The sequence below is a fragment of the Citrobacter sp. RHB21-C05 genome (genome assembly GCF_013889015.1).
Lineage (GTDB): Bacteria > Pseudomonadota > Gammaproteobacteria > Enterobacterales > Enterobacteriaceae > Citrobacter_A > Citrobacter_A sedlakii.
Genome location: NZ_CP057611.1, coordinates 1,176,708 through 1,196,763 on the forward strand (window position 1 = coordinate 1,176,708; position 20,056 = coordinate 1,196,763).

A 20,056-nucleotide genomic window follows, 5' to 3' on the forward strand; every position below is an offset into this window, starting at 1 on the left:
AGGTATTAGGCATGCAGAAAGAAAAACTTTCCGCTTTAATGGATGGCGAAACGCTGGACAGTGAGCTGCTCAAAGAACTGGCTCACGACCCGGAAATGCAAAAAACCTGGGAAGGCTACCACCTGATCCGCGATTCTATGCGGGGTGACACGCCTGACGTGCTTCATTTCGATATTTCCGCTCGCGTTATGGCCGCCATTGAAGATGAGCCGGTACGCCAGACGGCGCCATTAATTCCAGAGGCCCAGCCCGCACCGCACCAGTGGCAAAAAATGCCGTTCTGGAAAAAAATGCGCCCGTGGGCAGCGCAACTTACCCAAATGGGAGTCGCTGCATGCGTATCGCTTGCAGTTATTGTTGGCGTCCAGCACTATAATGGGCAATCTGAAACGTCCCAGCAGCCCGAAACGCCAGTGTTTAACACACTGCCGATGATGGGCAAAGCCAGCCCGGTTAGCCTGGGAGTACCTTCTGACGCGACCGCAAACGGTGGTCAACAGCAGCAGGTACAGGAGCAGCGTCGTCGAATTAATGCCATGTTGCAGGATTACGAACTGCAACGTCGACTGCACTCCGAACAGCTTCAGTTTGAGCAGGCGCAAACACAGCAAGCCGCTGTTCAGGTGCCAGGAATTCAAACTCTAGGAACGCAATCGCAGTAATGAAGCAACTTTGGTTTGCCATGTCACTTGTGGCGGGTAGCCTGTTCTTTTCTGTAAACGCCTCGGCCAATGCTGCGTCCGGGGCGTTATTGCAGCAGATGAATCTGGCCAGCCAGTCACTCACTTACGAGCTGTCGTTCGTCAGCATCACAAAACAAGGCGTAGAGTCTTTACGCTATCGCCACGCGCGTCTGGACAACCGCCCGCTTGCCCAACTGCTGCAAATGGACGGCCCTCGCCGCGAAGTTGTCCAGCGTGGAAACGAAATCAGCTATTTCGAACCCGGACTTGAGCCGTTCACCCTGAACGGCGACTATATTGTTGATTCTCTGCCATCGCTTATCTATACCGACTTCAAGCGCCTTGCCCCGTACTACGACTTCATTTCCGTGGGCAGAACCCGTATCGCCGATCGCCTGTGCGAAGTGATTCGCGTTGTCGCGCGTGACGGTACCCGTTATAGCTATATCGTCTGGATGGATACTGAAACCAAGCTGCCGATGCGTGTCGATCTGCTTGACCGTGATGGCGAAACGTTAGAACAATTTCGGGTAATCGCTTTCACCGTTAATCAGGACGTGGGAAACAGCATGCAGATGCTGGCGAAAGCCAACCTGCCGCCGTTGCTCTCCGTTCCGGCCGGTGAAAAAGCGAAATTCAACTGGAGTCCAACCTGGCTGCCGAAGGGTTTTAGCGAGGTGTCCAGCGGTCGCCGACCGTTGCCCACGATGGACAACATGCCGATTGAATCGCGTCTTTATTCGGACGGTTTGTTCAGCTTCTCTGTCAACGTCAACCAGGCGACGCCAACCAGTACCGATCAGATGCTGCGAACCGGTCGCCGGACCGTCAGCACCAGCGTACGTGATAACGCCGAAATCACCATTGTGGGTGAACTGCCGCCGCAAACGGCTAAGCGAATTGCCGACACCATTAAGTTTGGGGTGATGCAATGATCAAAGAGTGGGCTACCGTCGTCTCCTGGCAAGATGGTCAGGCGCTGGTAAGCTGCGACGTGAAAGCATCCTGCAACAGCTGCGCGTCACGCGCCGGGTGCGGCAGCCGCGTACTTAATAAGCTGGGGCCGCAGACGACGCACACGCTCGTTGTGCCCAGCGCCACGCCGCTGGAACCCGGCCAGAAAGTGGAACTGGGCATTGCTGAAGCCAGCTTGCTTGGCTCGGCCGTACTGGTGTATATGACGCCGCTGGTGGGGCTGTTTTTGTTCGCTTCCCTTTTTCAGGCGCTGTTTGGTTCCGATCTCGCTGCGCTAAGCGGCGCGGTACTCGGCGGCGTCGGCGGGTTTTTGTTTGCGCGAGGCTTTTCCCGTCAGCTTGCTGAACGTGAATCCTGGCAGCCGGTCATTCTGAATGTCGCGCTCCCGCCTGGCCTTGTTCGCGTCGATGCCACGTCATCAGAAAGTCGCTAATCCTGTCTCTGCCGGAGGGCGGCTTCCCGTTCCCGCTATCCTTACTCTATGAACATTTCCTCGCCTCACCGTTGTAGTGTAGAATGCGGCGTTTCAGTTAAACAGACGTTAAGCTCAGAACAGCGACTTCTCAAAGCCTGCCACGGCGGGCGTTAAGGCACAATAATTACTCTATATGAAGAACATACGTAACTTTTCGATCATTGCTCACATCGACCACGGTAAATCGACGCTGTCTGACCGTATTATCCAGATCTGCGGTGGCCTGTCTGACCGTGAAATGGAAGCGCAGGTTCTCGACTCGATGGATCTGGAGCGTGAGCGCGGCATTACCATCAAAGCGCAGAGCGTAACGCTCGATTACAAAGCCTCAGATGGTGAAACGTACCAGCTTAACTTTATCGACACCCCCGGTCACGTTGACTTCTCGTACGAGGTTTCCCGTTCGCTCGCCGCCTGTGAAGGGGCGCTGCTGGTGGTGGATGCCGGGCAGGGCGTTGAAGCGCAGACGCTGGCGAACTGCTACACCGCCATGGAAATGGATCTCGAAGTGGTGCCGGTTCTGAACAAAATTGACCTGCCCGCTGCCGATCCGGAACGTGTCGCCGAAGAGATTGAAGATATTGTTGGCATTGACGCGACTGACGCTGTGCGCTGCTCGGCGAAAACGGGCGTTGGCGTAACCGACGTGCTGGAACGCCTGGTGCGCGATATCCCGCCGCCGCAGGGCGACCCGGAAGGGCCGCTGCAGGCGTTGATTATCGACTCCTGGTTTGATAACTACCTCGGCGTCGTGTCGCTGGTGCGGATAAAAAACGGCACCATGCGCAAAGGCGACAAAGTGAAGGTCATGAGCACCGGTCAAACCTATAACGCCGATCGCCTGGGCATCTTCACGCCGAAGCAGGTTGACCGTACCGAATTGAAATGCGGCGAGGTAGGTTGGCTGGTCTGCGCCATTAAAGATATCCACGGCGCGCCGGTGGGCGACACCCTGACGCTGGCCCGTAATCCGGCGGACAAAGCGCTTCCGGGCTTTAAAAAGGTCAAACCGCAGGTTTACGCCGGTCTGTTCCCGGTAAGCTCCGACGATTACGAAGGCTTCCGTGATGCCCTTGGCAAACTGAGCCTTAACGATGCGTCCCTGTTCTATGAACCGGAAAGTTCTTCCGCGCTTGGCTTTGGTTTCCGCTGCGGCTTCCTGGGGCTGCTGCATATGGAGATCATTCAGGAACGTCTGGAGCGTGAATACGATCTGGATCTCATCACCACGGCGCCGACCGTTGTTTACGAAGTGGAAACCACGGCAAAAGAGACGATCTACGTCGACAGTCCGTCAAAACTGCCGCCGCTGAACAACATCTATGAACTGCGCGAACCAATCGCAGAGTGTCATATGCTGCTGCCGCAGGCGTATCTGGGGAACGTCATCACGTTGTGCGTTGAAAAACGCGGCGTGCAGACCAACATGGTTTACCACGGTAACCAGGTGGCGCTGACCTATGAAATCCCGATGGCGGAAGTCGTGCTCGACTTCTTTGACCGTCTGAAATCCACATCGCGTGGCTATGCGTCGCTGGATTACAACTTCAAACGCTTCCAGGCTTCCGATATGGTGCGCGTAGACGTTCTGATCAACAACGAACGCGTCGACGCGCTGGCGCTGATCACGCACCGTGACAACTCCCAGAGCCGTGGCCGTGAGCTGGTGGAGAAGATGAAAGATCTGATCCCGCGTCAGCAGTTCGATATCGCGATTCAGGCGGCAATCGGCACACACATTATTGCGCGTTCTACCGTGAAACAGCTGCGTAAGAACGTGTTGGCGAAATGCTATGGCGGCGATATCAGCCGTAAGAAAAAACTGCTGCAGAAGCAGAAAGAAGGTAAGAAGCGTATGAAGCAGATCGGTAACGTCGAACTGCCTCAGGAAGCGTTCCTCGCCATTCTGCATGTCGGTAAAGACAGCAAATAACCCTTAAGGAGTTGGCATGGCCAATATGTTTGCCCTGATTCTGGTGATTGCCACACTGGTGACGGGCATTTTATGGTGCGTGGATAAATTCTTTTTCGCGCCAAAACGTCGGGAGCGTCAGGCCGCAGCGCAGGCCGCTGCTGGTGATTCGCTCGATAAAGCCACCTTGAAGAAAGTGGCGCCGAAACCCGGCTGGCTGGAAACTGGCGCGTCGGTTTTCCCGGTGCTGGCGATTGTGCTGGTCGTGCGTTCGTTTATTTATGAGCCGTTCCAGATCCCGTCAGGTTCAATGATGCCAACGCTGCTGATTGGTGACTTTATCCTGGTGGAGAAATTCGCTTACGGGATTAAAGACCCGATCTACCAGAAAACGTTGATCGAAACCGGTCATCCGAAACGCGGCGATATCGTGGTCTTTAAATATCCGGAAGATCCGAAGCTCGACTACATTAAGCGTGCGGTTGGGCTGCCTGGCGACAAAGTGACTTACGATCCGGTTGCCAAAGAACTCACCATTCAGCCTGGCTGTCGCTCCGGTCAGGCGTGCGAAAATGCTTTACCGGTGACCTACAGCGACGTACAGCCGAGCGACTTCGTACAGACGTTCTCGCGTCGTAATGGCGGCGAGGCGACCAGCGGCTTCTTTGACGTACCGCAGAGTGAAACGAAAGAGAACGGCATTCGACTTGCCGAGCGCAAAGAGACCCTTGGCGACGTCACGCACCGTATTCTGACCGTACCGATTGCGCAGGATCAGGTGGGGATGTATTACCGTCAGCCAGGTCAGCAACTGGCGACCTGGATTGTTCCGCCGGGGCAGTACTTCATGATGGGCGATAACCGGGATAACAGCGCTGACAGCCGTTACTGGGGATTTGTGCCGGAAGCTAATCTGGTGGGGAAAGCAACCGCAATCTGGATGAGTTTTGACAAGCAGGAAGGCGAATGGCCGACCGGCGTCCGTTTGAGCCGTATTGGCGGGATCCACTGATCGCGGTTTAGCGTTCACGTTGTCGTCAATGTGGCGGCAACGTGAATTATTTATTAGATAATTCCCCCCAGGCTAACGACATCCCTTGTCGTTGTGTATAGAATATTCCCCCGAAGTTTAAGGTTGGCGCCTCCTGGTCGCCACGGCACACGAAACAGCGTTGGTTCCCCATATACAGGCAAGTAAAGCTGTCGCTCTGCGGCTGGCTGAATAGCCTGTGTATCAGGTCTGTTTCGTGTGCTGAATTGTTGACGCATTTATTTATTGGTATCGCATGAACCCCATCGTAATTAATCGGCTTCAACGGAAGCTGGGCTACACTTTTACTCATCAGGAGCTGTTGCAGCAGGCATTAACCCATCGCAGCGCCAGCAGCAAACATAACGAGCGTTTAGAGTTTCTTGGCGACTCCATTTTAAGTTTTGTGATTGCGAATGCGCTGTATCACCGTTTTCCGCGCGTAGACGAAGGCGACATGAGCCGTATGCGCGCAACGCTGGTGCGGGGTAATACGCTGGCTGAACTGGCGCGTGAATTCGATCTGGGCGAATGTTTGCGCTTAGGGCCTGGAGAACTGAAGAGCGGCGGTTTTCGTCGTGAGTCGATTCTGGCCGACACCGTTGAAGCGTTGATTGGCGGGGTGTTCCTCGACAGCGATATTCAAACCGTCGAAAAACTGATTCTCAACTGGTACCAGACCCGTCTGGACGAAATCAGTCCGGGCGATAAACAAAAAGATCCGAAAACGCGTTTGCAGGAATATTTACAGGGTCGCCATCTGCCGCTGCCGTCGTACCTGGTTGTGCAGGTTCGCGGCGAAGCGCACGATCAAGAATTTACAATCCACTGCCAGGTCAGCGGCCTGAGTGAGCCGGTGGTAGGCACCGGTTCGAGCCGTCGTAAGGCGGAGCAGGCTGCCGCCGAACAGGCGCTGAAAAAACTGGAGCTGGAATGAGCGAAGATAAAACCTACTGCGGATTTATAGCCATCGTCGGACGTCCGAACGTGGGTAAATCCACTCTGTTAAATAAGCTGCTCGGGCAGAAGATTTCGATCACCTCCCGTAAAGCGCAGACCACGCGTCACCGAATTGTCGGCATCCATACCGAAGGGGCATATCAGGCGATTTACGTCGATACACCCGGTCTGCATATGGAAGAAAAGCGTGCGATCAACCGTCTGATGAATAAAGCGGCCAGCAGCTCTATCGGTGACGTTGAACTGGTGATCTTCGTGGTTGAAGGTACGCGCTGGACGCCAGACGACGAGATGGTGCTGAATAAACTGCGCGACGGCAAAGCACCGGTGATCCTGGCCGTGAACAAGGTGGATAACGTTCAGGAAAAAGCCGATCTGCTGCCGCACCTGCAGTTCCTGGCAAGTCAGATGAACTTTCTCGACATCGTACCGATCTCCGCTGAGACCGGGATGAACGTCGACACCATCGCGGGTATTGTGCGTAAACACTTGCCGGAAGCCATTCATCACTTCCCGGAAGATTACATTACCGATCGCTCCCAGCGCTTTATGGCCTCTGAGATCATCCGTGAAAAGCTGATGCGTTTTCTTGGCGCTGAGCTGCCTTATTCGGTCACCGTCGAAATTGAGCGTTTCGTGACTAACGAGCGCGGCGGCTACGACATCAACGGGCTGATCCTCGTTGAACGTGAAGGGCAGAAAAAGATGGTTATTGGCAACAAAGGCGCCAAGATTAAAACCATCGGCATTGAAGCGCGTAAAGACATGCAGGAGATGTTCGAAGCCCCGGTTCACCTTGAACTGTGGGTGAAAGTGAAATCGGGATGGGCCGACGACGAGCGCGCGCTGCGCAGTCTCGGTTATGTCGACGACCTCTAAACCTGCGTCCTGCACAGACGAGTATGATGGAAGGCTGGCAGCGCGCATTTGTCCTGCATAGTCGTCCCTGGAGCGAAACCAGCCTGATGCTGGACGTCTTCACGGAAGAGTCGGGTCGCGTGCGCCTTGTTGCCAAAGGCGTGCGATCTAAACGTTCGAACCTGAAAGGCGCTCTCCAGCCTTTTACCCCCCTGTTAGTGCGCTTTGGCGGGCGTGGCGAAGTGAAAACGCTACGCAGCGCTGAAGCCGTTTCTCTGGCCCTCCCACTGAGCGGTATCACCTTATACAGTGGTCTGTACGTTAACGAACTGCTGGCTCGCGTGCTTGAGCACGAAACCCGTTTTTCGGCCCTTTTTTTCGACTATCTGCATTGCATACAGGCGCTGGCGGGCGCTACCGGTACGCCCGAACCGACCCTGCGTCGATTCGAACTGGCGCTGCTCGGGCACCTTGGGTATGGCGTGGACTTTTTGCACTGCGCCGGCAGCGGTGAAGCGGTGGATGACACAATGACCTATCGTTACCGCGAGGAAAAAGGCTTTATCGCCAGCGTGGTGATCGACAACAGCACCTTTACCGGTCGGCAGTTGCGGGCGCTGGCGGAGCGCGAGTTTCCCGATGCTGATACCTTGCGCGCCGCGAAACGCTTTACCCGTATGGCGCTGAAGCCGTATCTTGGTGGAAAACCTTTAAAGAGCCGCGAATTATTCCGGCAGTTTATGCCGAAGCGAAAATAAAAAACGAGGATTGTCATGGCTGAATTACTGTTAGGCGTCAATATTGACCACATTGCCACCCTGCGTAACGCGCGCGGCACGGCGTATCCGGATCCGGTGCAGGCGGCGTTCATTGCTGAACAGGCGGGCGCGGATGGTATCACCGTCCATCTGCGCGAAGATCGTCGTCATATCACCGATCGCGACGTTCGTATTCTTCGCCAGACGCTGGACACGCGGATGAATCTGGAAATGGCGGTGACCGAAGAAATGCTGGCGATTGCGGTGGAGACCAAACCGCATTTCTGCTGCCTGGTGCCGGAAAAACGCCAGGAAGTGACCACCGAAGGCGGTCTCGATGTCGCCGGGCAGCGCGACAAAATGCGTGATGCCTGCAAGCGTCTGGCGGAGGCGGGGATCCTCGTGTCGCTGTTCATCGACGCGGATGAAGTACAGATCAAAGCCGCTGCCGAGGTGGGCGCGCCGTACATTGAAATCCATACCGGCTGCTATGCCGATGCGCAAACTGACGCTGACCAGGCGCAGGAGCTGGCGCGCATCGCGAAAGCGGCGACCTTTGCCGCAAGCCTCGGTCTGAAGGTCAATGCGGGCCACGGTTTAACGTACCACAACGTGAAAGCTATTGCCGCGCTGCCGGAAATGCATGAACTGAATATCGGCCATGCGATTATTGGGCGTGCGGTCATGAGCGGCCTGAAAGAGGCGGTAGCGGAAATGAAGCGCCTGATGCTGGAAGCGCGCGGCTAATGGCAATCCTCGGTTTAGGCACCGATATTGTGGAGATCGCCCGCATCGAAGCGGTGATCTCCCGCTCCGGCGACCGCCTTGCCAGACGGGTGCTCAGCGACAACGAGTGGGCGATTTGGCAGACGCACCAGCAGCCGGTGCGTTTTCTTGCCAAGCGCTTTGCGGTGAAAGAGGCGGCGGCAAAAGCGTTGGGTACCGGTATCCGCAATGGCCTGGCGTTTAATCAGTTTGAAGTGTTCAACGATGCGCTGGGGAAACCGCGCCTGCGGCTGTGGGGGGAAGCGTTAGCGCTGGCAGAGAAACTGGGTGTTGTTCATATGCATGTGACGCTGGCCGATGAGCGCCATTACGCCTGCGCCACGGTCATTATTGAAAGTTAAGCAGCGTTGCCGTCATCCGGCATATTCACTTGCCGAACGGCATCCTGTTTTATCTGGCCCGGAGGCGGGTCTCAGGCAGCCGTTACAGCTTATCGGCGTGGTGCATCAGGACAAACTTGTCCCACAGTTGCTCTTCCGTTTCGACATGCGCCGGATCTTTCAAAATGGTATTCGGGATAGGGCACACCTTCTGACAGGTGGGCGTTTCATAATGGCCTACGCACTCGGTGCACTTGTCGCTGTTAATCTCATAAATGCTCTCGCCCATTGAAATCGCCTCATTGGGGCATTCTGGCTCGCACATATCGCAGTTGATGCATTTTTTGGTGATTAACAGGGCCATCAGGAAACTCTCATAACATCACAAACCGGGCGGGCATTATACGCGCATTCTTTGCTCAAACCAGTTTTTTTACCAGCGCCTCGCTGTGGCGTATCCGCTCCGGCGCATGTTCTAAATCCTGCTGTACCAGCGCCATAAACAGCAGATCGGTCAGCAGCGTCTGTGCGTGAGTGGAAGAGATCGCGGCACTGCGCGTGGCCTGCTCTTCCGCAATGGTATAAAGACAGTGGCTGGCCCGCTGCTGCAGGGCGTTAGGGGTGAAACCGGTTATAGCCAGAATCTTGCCACCGACGCGCAGCGTTTCATCCGCCGCCAGATTCAGCTCACGGCGCTCTCCGCTGTAGGAAATGGCAAACAGCAGATCGTCTGGCGTCAACGCCTGAACCGTCGCCAGCAGCGCATGCATATCGCGCTCCACGACCGCGTTGAGGCCGATTTTTCGTAGTTTCCAGGCAAAACTCTGCGCTACCAGACCCGACGCGCCGATGCCGGTCAACACAATGCGCCGGGCGCTGCGCAACAGATTCACGCTTTCGATCAGCTTCTCTTCCGTATTCACGTCCAGCGTGGCATGCATGGCCGCGACGTTCTCTTTGATCAACTTCTCGCCGACGAGACGTAACGGATCGTCGCCGCGGATCTGGTTGTGCACCGGCACAGAGTGCGCGGCTGGCGCGCTCATCAGCGCTTCGCTGAGCGCCAGTTTCAATGCGGGGAAACCTTTATAGCCAAGCTTTTGCGCGAACTTCACGACGCTTGACTGACTCACGCCCGCTTCGGCAGCCAGCTGCTGAGAGCTAAGATGTCTTGCCGTATCCGGCTGCGTGAGCAGATAGTCCGCGAGCTTTTTATCACTCTGCGCAAACCCAGAATATCGCTGACGAATACGAATCAAACAGTTCATAACCTCTCCCGGAAAACGAAATGGCGCAACAGACTGAAATTTTGCTCGCCTTAGTGAATATTCTATTCCATTATTAATGATAAATATGAATTAAAAATTCCTGAGGAGCAAATATGAATCTCGGCGCGTTAGTATCAGAAACCCGCAATCCCCAAACGATGGATCTTGATGCGCTGCCGACGCTTAAATTGGTTGAGCGTTTTAATCAACAGGATGCGCAGGTAGCGGAAGCCGTAAAAGCGACTCTCCCGGAGGTTGCGCGAGCGGTCGACGCCGCGGCTGACGCGTTGAAATCCGGGGGGCGTATTATCTATATGGGGGCAGGGACCAGCGGACGCCTGGGCGTGCTTGATGCCTCGGAATGTCCACCGACATTCGGCGTCCCGCACGGTCTGGTTATCGGGCTGATTGCCGGTGGTCCGGGGGCATTGCTTAAAGCGGTCGAAGGCGCAGAAGATAATCCTCAGTTGGGGGAAGACGATCTTGTCGCGATCAACCTAAAGCCACAGGATCTGGTGGTGGGACTGGCCGCTTCGGGCCGTACACCGTACGTGATCGGGGCGCTGAAGTATGCGCGTGGCGTGGGCTGCACGACGGTGGCTATCTCCTGTAACCCGGATTCACCCATAGCCCGCGAAGCCGATATCGCGATTTCGCCGGTCGTCGGCCCCGAGGCGCTAACGGGCTCAACGCGCCTGAAGTCAGGCACTGCCCAGAAACTGGTGCTCAATATGATCTCCACTGGCGCGATGGTGAAGTTCGGCAAGGTTTACCAGAATCTGATGGTGGATATGCAGGCCACTAACGTCAAACTGGTCGATCGCGCCTGTCGGATGGTGGTTGAGGCGACGGGCATTGCGCGCGACGACGCGGAAGCGCTTCTCAAACAAACCGACTATGACGTTAAGCCCGCTATTCTGATGGCGCTGACCGGTCTTAACGCTACGGCGGCGAGAGAGAAGCTAGCCCAACATCAGGGCTTTTTACGCGCGGCGTTAGCCGACTCGTCTGCGGATCGCCTGGGTAAATGATTGTTGCCGGAAAAGTGACGATCTATCTGTTAGGCTAAGATCAGGAGTTATCGTCAGGTTTCCGTTTCCTGACGACAGACGTTGAATGATCCAGAGGAGTAAGGTTTGACCACTAACGCGCGTCGTGTCGTATTTTTTGATTTGGATGGTACGTTGCACCAGCAGGACATGTTCGGCAGTTTCCTGCGCTATTTGTTGCGTCGCCAGCCTCTCAACGCGCTGCTCGTGCTGCCTCTTTTGCCGGTCATTGCCGGCGCGTTGCTGATAAAAGGGCGCGCAGCGCGCTGGCCAATGAGTTTGCTGCTGTGGGGCTGCACCTTCGGGCACAGCGAAGCGCGGCTGCAGACGCTGCATGCAGACTTTGTGAGCTGGTTTCGGGAAAGCGTGACGGCGTTTCCGCTCGTCCAGGAACGTCTGACAACCTATCTGCTCAGTTCAGATGCCGATATCTGGCTGATTACCGGTTCGCCGCAGTCGCTGGTGGAGCAGGTGTATTTTGATACGCCGTGGCTACCGCGGGTCAATCTTATCGCCAGCCAGATGCGGCGCGGCTATGGCGGCTGGGTGCTGACGATGCGCTGTCTGGGACATGAAAAAGTGGCGCAGCTTGAGCGTCAAATCGGTACGCCGCTGCGTCTGTACAGCGGCTACAGCGACAGTAAACAGGACAACCCGCTGCTCTATTTTTGCCAGCATCGTTGGCGCGTCACGCCTCGCGGAGAGCTCCAGCAACTGGAATAGTTGAAAGCATAGCTACTGTGTATAATGCGGCCCGCTATGATTACCGGAGTATCCCTTTTGTCAGACGTTGAATTTAGCCACGAATACTGGATGCGTCATGCGCTTACCCTCGCAAAGCGTGCCTGGGACGCGAGAGAAGTGCCAGTCGGGGCGGTACTGGTGCATAACAACCGCGTGATTGGCGAAGGCTGGAACCGCCCGATTGGTCACCACGATCCGACCGCGCATGCGGAGATCATGGCGCTCCGCCAGGGCGGACTGGTGTTACAGAACTACCGGCTGATTGACGCCACGCTGTACGTAACGCTGGAGCCGTGCGTCATGTGCGCAGGGGCAATGGTGCATAGCCGTATTAGCCGCGTGGTGTTTGGCGCCCGAGATGCCAAAACCGGCGCTGCCGGTTCACTTATTGACGTGCTGCACCATCCGGGAATGAATCATCGCGTAGAGGTTATTGAAGGCGTGCTGCGCGATGAGTGCGCGACGCTGCTCAGCGACTTCTTTCGCATGCGTCGTCAGGAAATTAAAGCCCTGAAAAACGCATCACGCGCTCACCTTTCATCCGACTAGGACGCGGTCAATTTACTCTGCGTCCTTTTTCTGCGGCAGGCGCAGCAAGGAAGGGGCATCCGCCAGATAGCCGGAGGACGCTTGCGACAGGAAGGAGGAGAGCGGCAGCGACTGTTTGCTGAATTCCGCAGGGGATACCACGGGATATTCTTCCGCCAGTCTCATTTCTTCCGCGACCCGTTTCTCTTTCTCCTGCAAATAGCCCACTAAACTGATCTGATACTTGCGGATATTTTCGACGTAGGCGTACGCTTCGTGACCGCGGGCGTAGCCATAGGTCAGCTTACTGTAATATGGTTTCTGGCTGAGCAGCGGCAGACGCTGCTTCACGTCGGTCCAGCTGTCAGGGTTACCTTTGGTTTTCGCCGTCAGCGTTCGCGCGTCGAGCATATGCGCATAGCCCATATTATACGCCGCCAGCGCAAACCAGATGCGCTCATCCTTTGGCACGGTTTCCGGCACCTTGCTCATCATGTCCTGTAAATACCGCGCGCCGCCGCTGATGCTCTGCTCCGGGTCGGTACGATCGGTAAGACCCAGACTTTGGGCCGTGTTTTTGGTCAGCATCATCATGCCGCGAACGCCGGTCGGCGAGGTAGCCTGCGGATCCCAGTGCGATTCCTGCCAGGCGATCGCGGCGAGCAGACGCCAGTCAATTTCCTGAGCATACTTTTCAAATAAGGGTTTCAGGTCGGGCAGCATGGCCTCAACGGCGCGCAGGAAGGTGCGGGTATCGACATAGTCGAAATCGTCGCCGTGGCCGAGATACTTCTCTTCCAGCCTCGCCAGCGAGCCGTCATCATTGATGCTGTTGAAGAAATCGAGCAGGGCGGCTGATAACGTATTGTCATCGTCCAGTTGGCTAAACCAGGTGACCGGCTGTTCGTCAGTGACATCCAGCGCGACCGCCAGTTCCGGATGTACGCGCTGATAAAGGCTGATGGCGACAGAGTCGGCAATGGTGTAATCCAGCTTACCGGCAAGCACGGCGTCCAACAGCTCCGTGGTGCCTTTTCTGTCTTCAATTCGCCAACTGAGTTGAGGAAATTTTGTCTCTTTCAGCGTCTGTAAATCATTAACCACCACATGGCCGGGAGCGATAGTCAGCTGGCTTTCCGTCACGCTGCCCAGCGTACGCGGACGATACTGGCCCACTTTGTAGACCAGCTGCTGCGAGACGGAGTAATAGGTCGGGCCGGGCTGGTAATTTTTAACCCGTTCGCTGTTATAGACCAGTCCGGCAGCCAGCAGGTCGGCATCGCCGTTATCCAGGTCATCGAACAACTGACTGATGTTCTGGCGTACGGTAATCTTCAGCTTCACCCCAAGATAGTTGGCAAACTGTTCCGCCAGCTCATAATCCAGCCCGTAGGGCTTACCATTAAGCGTTGAATAGGTCAGCGGCGAGTTAATGGTGCTCACGCGCAGCTCTCCCCGCGACTGGATCGCCGCGATACGACTTTCAGCTTTACCGGACCAGGGAATAGAGGGCCAAAGCGCGGCGGCCAACAACAGCGTCAGGATGCCGATGAACAGATAATTAATCTTTAATTTTTTCAATTAGTTAATTCTCTGTACCGTGCGTTGCCTCAGTGTAGGAAAAGGAATAGTAAGACCAGGAGTATTTATCAGTGAGCGGCATTTTGCTTAAACTTGCGTCAGTTGGCAACTAATTAGAACGATTGGCCGCACCGTCTGGCAAAAATTGACGCCAATTTTATTTCGACGCAAACGGTTTCGTCGGCGGCGCAGATTCTTTATAATGACGCCCGTTTCCCCACTTGGGCACACCGAAAGCTTAGAAGACGAGAGACTTATGATGGAAATTCTGCGTGGTTCGCCTGCACTGTCGGCATTCCGTATTAACAAACTGCTGGCGCGCTTTCAGGCTGCCAACCTCCAGGTCCACAACATTTACGCCGAGTACGTCCATTTTGCCGATCTGAACGCGCCGCTGAGCGAAGATGAGCAGGCGCAGCTTGCCCGCCTGCTGAAATATGGCCCGAGCCTGAGCAGCCATACGCCGGAAGGCAAACTGCTGCTGGTAACGCCTCGCCCCGGCACCATCTCCCCCTGGTCTTCCAAAGCGACGGATATCGCCCACAACTGCGGTCTGCAACAAATCGATCGCCTGGAGCGCGGTGTGGCTTACTATGTTGAAGCCTCCACGCTGACCGCTGAACAGTGGCAGCAGGTCGCCGCAGAGCTTCACGATCGCATGATGGAAACGGTTTTTTCCTCATTAAACGATGCGGAAAAATTATTTATCCATCACGAGCCCGCTCCGGTCGCCAGCGTCAATTTGCTGGGCGAAGGCCGCCAGGCGCTGATCGACGCCAACCTGCGTCTCGGCCTGGCGCTGGCGGAAGACGAAATCGACTACCTGCAGGATGCGTTCACAACGCTGGGGCGCAACCCGAACGATATCGAGCTGTACATGTTTGCCCAGGCGAACTCCGAACACTGCCGTCACAAAATTTTTAACGCCGACTGGGTGATTGACGGCGAGCAGCAGCCGAAGTCGCTGTTCAAAATGATTAAAAACACGATGGAACACACCCCCGACCACGTGTTGTCTGCCTATAAAGACAACGCGGCGGTAATGGAAGGTTCTGACGTGGGACGTTATTTTGCCGACCATGCCACCGGGCGCTATGACTTCCACCAGGAAGCGGCGCATATCCTGATGAAGGTCGAAACCCACAACCACCCAACGGCAATCTCGCCATGGCCGGGGGCCGCGACCGGTTCCGGCGGCGAGATTCGCGATGAAGGCGCAACCGGACGCGGCGCGAAACCAAAAGCGGGACTGGTGGGCTTTTCGGTCTCTAACCTGCGCATTCCTGGCTTTGAACAGCCGTGGGAAGAAGATTTCGGCAAGCCTGAGCGCATTGTGACCGCGCTGGATATCATGACCGAAGGCCCGCTGGGCGGCGCGGCGTTCAACAACGAATTTGGTCGTCCGGCGCTGAACGGCTATTTCCGTACCTACGAAGAAAAGGTCAACAGCCATAACGGCGAGGAGTTGCGCGGCTACCATAAACCGATCATGCTGGCGGGCGGGATCGGCAACATCCGCGCGGATCATGTACAGAAAGGCGAGATCAACGTTGGCGCGAAGCTGATCGTTCTCGGCGGCCCGGCAATGAACATCGGCCTCGGCGGTGGAGCGGCGTCGTCAATGGCGTCCGGCCAGTCTGACGCGGATCTCGACTTCGCTTCCGTGCAGCGCGACAACCCAGAGATGGAGCGTCGCTGCCAGGAGGTGATCGACCGCTGCTGGCAACTGGGCGAAGCTAACCCCATTCTCTTTATTCATGACGTTGGCGCGGGCGGTCTTTCTAACGCCATGCCGGAGCTGGTGAGCGACGGCGGGCGCGGCGGTAAGTTCGAGCTGCGTGATATTCTCAGCGACGAGCCGGGCATGAGCCCGCTGGAAATCTGGTGTAACGAATCCCAGGAGCGTTACGTGCTGGCGGTTGCCGCCGACCAGCTTCCGCTATTCGACGAACTGTGCCGTCGCGAACGCGCGCCGTACGCGGTCATTGGTGAAGCGACGGAAGAAAAACACCTGTCGCTGAATGACCGTCACTTTAACAACCAGCCGATCGATCTGCCGCTTGATGTGTTGCTCGGCAAAACACCGAAAATGACCCGCGATGTTCAGTCCCTCAAAGCGAAAGGCGACGCCCTGAATCGCGGCGGCATCACGCTTGCCGACGCCGTGAAGCGCGTTCTGCATTTGCCAGCCGTCGCGGAAAAAACCTTCCTTGTGACCATTGGCGACCGCACCGTTACCGGTATGGTTTCCCGCGATCAGATGGTCGGCCCGTGGCAGGTGCCGGTAGCGAACTGCGCGGTAACGACCGCCAGCCTTGACAGCTACTACGGCGAAGCGATGGCTATCGGCGAACGCGCGCCGGTGGCGTTGCTCGACTTCTCTGCTTCCGCGCGTCTGGCGGTTGGCGAAGCGCTGACCAACATTGCCGCCACGCAGATTGGCGACATCAAACGCATCAAGCTCTCCGCGAACTGGATGGCGGCTGCCGGTCACCCCGGTGAAGACGCCGGTCTGTATGAAGCGGTAAAAGCGGTGGGTGAAGAACTTTGCCCGGCGCTTGGCCTGACCATTCCGGTAGGCAAAGACTCCATGTCGATGAAAACCCGCTGGCAGGAAGGCGGCGAACAGCGCGAAATGACCTCGCCGCTGTCGTTGGTGATCTCCGCTTTTGCCCGCGTAGAGGACGTACGTCATACCGTTACGCCTCAGCTCTCGACCGAAGACAATGCCCTGCTGCTGATTGACCTCGGTAAAGGACACAACGCGCTGGGCGCCACCGCGCTGGCGCAGGTGTATCGTCAGCTTGGCGATAAACCAGCGGATGTGCGCGACGTGGCGCAACTGAAAGGTTTCTACGACGCGATTCAGGCGCTGGTGGCGCAGCGTAAATTGCTGGCCTACCACGACCGCTCCGACGGCGGTCTGCTGGTGACGCTGGCGGAAATGGCCTTTACCGGCCATTGCGGTCTCCAGGCCGATATCGCCACGCTGGGCGGCGACCATTTGGCCGCGTTATTTAACGAAGAACTGGGCGCGGTGATCCAGGTGCGTGCGGCGGAGCGTGAGGCGGTTGAAGCGCTGCTGGCGCAATACGGCCTCGGTGACTGCGTCCATTATGTCGGTCAGGCCGTGTCGGGCGACCGTTTCGTGATTAATGCTAACGGCCAGACGGTGTTTAGCGAAAGCCGGACCACGCTTCGCGTCTGGTGGGCAGAAACCACCTGGCAGATGCAGCGCCTGCGCGACAATCCGGAATGCGCCGACCAGGAGCACGACGCGAAAACCAACGACGCCGATCCGGGCCTGAACGTGACGCTGACGTTTGATCTTAATGACGATATCGCCGCACCGTACATTGCCACCGGCGCGCGTCCGAAGGTCGCCGTCCTGCGCGAGCAGGGGGTGAACTCCCACGTTGAAATGGCCGCCGCGTTCCATCGCGCGGGCTTTGACGCCATCGACGTGCACATGAGCGATCTCCTCGGCGGTCGCACCGGACTGGGCAACTTCCAGGCGCTGGTGGCCTGCGGCGGTTTCTCTTACGGCGACGTGCTGGGCGCAGGGGAAGGCTGGGCGAAATCCATTCTGTTTAATCATCGCGTGCGCGATGAGTTTGAAACTTTCTTCCATCGTCCGCAAACCCTGGCGCTTGGCGTATGTAACGGCTGCCAGATGATGTCGAACCTGCGTGAACTGATCCCGGGCAGCGAGCTGTGGCCGCGCTTTGTGCGTAATCAGTCGGACCGTTTTGAAGCGCGCTTTAGCCTGGTGGAAGTGACGCAAAGCCCGTCGCTGCTGCTACAGGGGATGGTCGGCTCGCAAATGCCTATCGCTGTGTCCCACGGGGAAGGGCGCGTCGAAGTACGCGATGCGGCCCATCTTGCCGCGCTGGAGAGCAAAGGTCTGGTGGCGCTGCGCTATGTCGACAACTTTGGCACGGTGACGGAAACGTACCCGGCAAACCCGAACGGCTCGCCAAACGGCATTACCGCGGTCACGACGGAAAACGGTCGTGTGACCATCATGATGCCGCACCCGGAGCGCGTGTTCCGCACGGTCAGTAACTCCTGGCACCCGGAAAACTGGGGCGAGGACGGCCCATGGATGCGTATCTTCCGCAACGCGCGTAAGCAGCTAGGCTAAGCCGTTGCCTGTTGAATAGCCTCTTCACAAAAAGCCCGGTATATTTACCGGGCTTTTTAGTGAGTGTCGCGAATTTACGACAACACAGCCAGGTGAGTGTCGTCAAAAGGAGACGTTTAACCTATTGATTTTTATAGCGGTATAAAGGTTGTGCTTAAGGTGTTGCTAATCAGCGACACTCGGAGTGAAAAATGAGCAATGCAGGGTGCGGGCTTATTTTACATAAAGATCATGAAATTCAGTGTGTTAAAAAAATGTTTTATTTGTTGGCACAGTTACTGCATAATATTCACCAGTGGCTCATTCACCTTCTTATGTCAGCCCCTTCGGGACGTGCTACATAAACTTCGAATGACGCACAACAAGGTGCCTGCCGTCCAACTTCTGATAATAGCGTTGCTTTATCAACCATCGGGCGAAACGTCGAGTTAGGCACCGCCTTATTCCATAACAAAGCCGGGTTTTACCCGGCTTTGTTGTATCTGACGTTTGCCTCAGTTAGCATCCTCTTATTCCTGTTTGGCGAGAGTAACGCATTGAAGCGCTGGTCTGTTTTCCCCCGTTCATTACGACAGTTGGTAACGCTGGCATTCCTGCTGATCCTGTTACCGCTGCTGGTCCTTGCCTGGCAGGCGTGGCAAAGCCTGAACGCCCTGAGCGCGCAGGCGGCGCTAACCAACCGTACGACGCTTATCGATGCGCGCCGCAGCGAGGCTATGACCAACGTAGCGCTGGAGATGGAGCGCAGCTACCGCCAGTATTGCGTGCTTGACGATCCAACCCTTGCCAGGGTGTACCAGAGCCAGCGCAAACGCTACAGCGAAATGCTCGACGCCCACGCCGGCGTATTGCCAGACGATAAGCTGTATCAGGCGCTGCATCAGGATCTGAACGATCTGGCGCAGTTGCAATGCCGTAACAGCGGGCCGGATACCGCCGCTGCCGCGCGTCTGGAAGCCTTTGCCAGTGCCAATACCGAGATGGTGCAGGCCACGCGTACCGTGGTTTTCTCGCGCGGGCAACAGCTTCAACAGGAGATTGCCGAACGCGGCCAGTTCTTCGGCTGGCAAGCGCTGGTGTTGTTTCTGGTCAGTCTTGCAATGGTATTGCTGTTTACGCGGATGATAATCGGGCCGGTAAAAGGCATAGAGCGAATGATCAACCGGTTGGGGGAAGGGCGGTCGCTTGGCAATACCGTCACTTTTACCGGACCGCGCGAGCTTCGTTCCGTAGGGCAGCGTATCATTTGGCTGAGCGAGCGGCTGTCCTGGCTTGAGTCTCAGCGCCATCAGTTTTTGCGTCATCTTTCCCATGAACTGAAAACGCCGCTCGCCAGCATGCGGGAAGGGACGGAACTGTTGGCCGATCAGGTGGTGGGCCCCTTGACGCCGGAGCAAAAAGAGGTGGTCGGCATCCTCGACGACAGCAGCCGCAACCTGCAAAAACTGATTGAACAACTGCTCGATTATAACCGTAAGCTGGCGGACAGCCCCGTTGAGATGGAAAGCGTTGAGATTGAACCTTTGGTTGATATGGTCGTTTCCGCTCACAGTTTGCCTGCTCGCGCTAAAATGATGCATACCGCGGTTGAGCTGTCAGCTGACCGCTGTCTGGCGGAGCCGATGCTGTTGATGAGCGTGCTGGATAATCTTTATTCCAATGCGGTGCACTACGGAGCCGAATCCGGTAACATTCGTATCAGTAGCCGTTTCCAGGGAAACCGGGTTTACATTGACGTCTGCAATACCGGTACGCCAATTCCCGAAGCGGAAAAGACCATGATTTTCGAGCCTTTTTTCCAGGGAAGTCATCAACGAAAAGGGGCCGTGAAGGGCAGCGGGTTGGGGCTGAGTATCGCCAGAGATTGCATTCGCCGTATGCAGGGCGAATTGTATCTTGTCGAGGACCCTGCGCAAGCGGTTTGCTTCCGAATCGAATTGCCGCTTTCTGCATCGAAAAACGACTAAACAGATAAGTCTGGTAAC

Annotated in this window: 18 protein-coding genes; 15 read left to right on the top strand and 3 right to left on the bottom strand. The window is 56.3% G+C overall.

Annotated elements, in window-relative coordinates:
- The first annotated feature begins 11 nt into the window (after positions 1 to 11).
- The 10 genes from rseA to acpS all read left to right on the top strand — a co-directional run bounded on the left by rseA (position 12) and on the right by acpS (position 8,778).
- The gene (rseA, locus tag HVX72_RS05675; RefSeq protein ID WP_060570467.1) at positions 12 to 662 is read left to right on the top strand and encodes an anti-sigma-E factor RseA; all 651 of its coding nucleotides are present in this window, start codon (positions 12 to 14) and stop codon (positions 660 to 662) included.
- The gene (gene rseB, locus HVX72_RS05680) at positions 662 to 1,618 is read left to right on the top strand and encodes a sigma-E factor regulatory protein RseB (protein ID WP_181822737.1); all 957 of its coding nucleotides are present in this window, start codon (positions 662 to 664) and stop codon (positions 1,616 to 1,618) included. The genes rseA and rseB overlap by 1 nt, the downstream gene beginning before the upstream one ends.
- Complete coding sequence (rseC, locus tag HVX72_RS05685; protein ID WP_181822738.1) at positions 1,615 to 2,091, top strand: SoxR-reducing system protein RseC; 477 nt, start codon at positions 1,615 to 1,617, stop codon at positions 2,089 to 2,091. The genes rseB and rseC overlap by 4 nt, the downstream gene beginning before the upstream one ends.
- Positions 2,092 to 2,266: 175 nt before the next feature.
- Positions 2,267 to 4,066 (top strand): translation elongation factor 4, encoded by a 1,800-nt coding sequence (gene lepA, locus HVX72_RS05690; RefSeq protein WP_042291517.1) that lies wholly within the window; start codon positions 2,267 to 2,269, stop codon positions 4,064 to 4,066.
- A gap of 16 nt (positions 4,067 to 4,082) precedes the next feature.
- Positions 4,083 to 5,057, top strand: coding sequence for a signal peptidase I (lepB, locus tag HVX72_RS05695; RefSeq protein WP_060570473.1), 975 nt, complete (start codon positions 4,083 to 4,085; stop codon positions 5,055 to 5,057).
- A gap of 274 nt (positions 5,058 to 5,331) precedes the next feature.
- Entirely contained in the window at positions 5,332 to 6,012 is a 681-nt protein-coding gene (gene rnc, locus HVX72_RS05700) for a ribonuclease III (RefSeq protein WP_042291512.1), read from the top strand.
- The gene (gene era, locus HVX72_RS05705; protein ID WP_042291507.1) at positions 6,009 to 6,914 is read left to right on the top strand and encodes a GTPase Era; all 906 of its coding nucleotides are present in this window, start codon (positions 6,009 to 6,011) and stop codon (positions 6,912 to 6,914) included. Before rnc ends, era begins: the two co-directional genes overlap by 4 nt.
- 23 nt (positions 6,915 to 6,937) lie before the next feature.
- On the top strand, positions 6,938 to 7,651 hold the full coding sequence (gene recO / locus HVX72_RS05710) for a DNA repair protein RecO (RefSeq protein WP_181822739.1): 714 nt from the start codon (positions 6,938 to 6,940) through the stop codon (positions 7,649 to 7,651).
- A 15-nt stretch (positions 7,652 to 7,666) separates the two neighbouring features.
- On the top strand, positions 7,667 to 8,398 hold the full coding sequence (gene pdxJ / locus HVX72_RS05715; RefSeq protein WP_042291504.1) for a pyridoxine 5'-phosphate synthase: 732 nt from the start codon (positions 7,667 to 7,669) through the stop codon (positions 8,396 to 8,398).
- Entirely contained in the window at positions 8,398 to 8,778 is a 381-nt protein-coding gene (gene acpS / locus HVX72_RS05720; protein WP_181822740.1) for a holo-ACP synthase, read from the top strand. The genes pdxJ and acpS overlap by 1 nt, the downstream gene beginning before the upstream one ends.
- An 82-nt stretch (positions 8,779 to 8,860) precedes the next feature.
- Here the strand turns inward: acpS and HVX72_RS05725 are convergent, their stop codons facing one another.
- Entirely contained in the window at positions 8,861 to 9,121 is a 261-nt protein-coding gene (locus HVX72_RS05725; protein WP_042291500.1) for a YfhL family 4Fe-4S dicluster ferredoxin, read from the bottom strand.
- Positions 9,122 to 9,176: 55 nt separating this feature from the next.
- Positions 9,177 to 10,025 carry a MurR/RpiR family transcriptional regulator gene (locus tag HVX72_RS05730; RefSeq protein WP_042291497.1) on the bottom strand — a complete coding sequence of 283 codons (849 nt, stop codon included), beginning with the start codon at positions 10,023 to 10,025 and terminating at the stop codon, positions 9,177 to 9,179.
- Positions 10,026 to 10,138: 113 nt separating this feature from the next.
- Here HVX72_RS05730 and murQ point away from each other — a divergent pair, with 113 nt between their 5' ends.
- The 3 genes from murQ (at position 10,139) to tadA (ending at position 12,367) form a co-directional block, all read left to right on the top strand.
- Positions 10,139 to 11,056, top strand: coding sequence for an N-acetylmuramic acid 6-phosphate etherase (murQ, locus tag HVX72_RS05735; RefSeq protein ID WP_042291493.1), 918 nt, complete (start codon positions 10,139 to 10,141; stop codon positions 11,054 to 11,056).
- 105 nt (positions 11,057 to 11,161) lie between these two features.
- Positions 11,162 to 11,797 carry a phosphatidylglycerophosphatase C gene (gene yfhb, locus HVX72_RS05740; RefSeq protein ID WP_042291490.1) on the top strand — a complete coding sequence of 212 codons (636 nt, stop codon included), beginning with the start codon at positions 11,162 to 11,164 and terminating at the stop codon, positions 11,795 to 11,797.
- Between the two features lie 24 nt (positions 11,798 to 11,821).
- On the top strand, positions 11,822 to 12,367 hold the full coding sequence (gene tadA, locus HVX72_RS05745; protein WP_060570476.1) for a tRNA adenosine(34) deaminase TadA: 546 nt from the start codon (positions 11,822 to 11,824) through the stop codon (positions 12,365 to 12,367).
- 12 nt (positions 12,368 to 12,379) lie between these two features.
- Here tadA and mltF read toward each other — a convergent pair whose 3' ends face one another.
- Complete coding sequence (mltF, locus tag HVX72_RS05750; protein WP_042291485.1) at positions 12,380 to 13,927, bottom strand: membrane-bound lytic murein transglycosylase MltF; 1,548 nt, start codon at positions 13,925 to 13,927, stop codon at positions 12,380 to 12,382.
- 256 nt (positions 13,928 to 14,183) lie between these two features.
- On the opposite strand from mltF, the gene purL reads away from it, so the two are divergent.
- Both purL and qseE read left to right on the top strand, forming a co-directional pair.
- Positions 14,184 to 18,071 (top strand): phosphoribosylformylglycinamidine synthase, encoded by a 3,888-nt coding sequence (gene purL, locus HVX72_RS05755; protein WP_181822741.1) that lies wholly within the window; start codon positions 14,184 to 14,186, stop codon positions 18,069 to 18,071.
- A gap of 536 nt (positions 18,072 to 18,607) precedes the next feature.
- Complete coding sequence (gene qseE, locus HVX72_RS05760; protein WP_060570598.1) at positions 18,608 to 20,038, top strand: two component system sensor histidine kinase QseE/GlrK; 1,431 nt, start codon at positions 18,608 to 18,610, stop codon at positions 20,036 to 20,038.
- Positions 20,039 to 20,056: the final 18 nt, after the last annotated feature.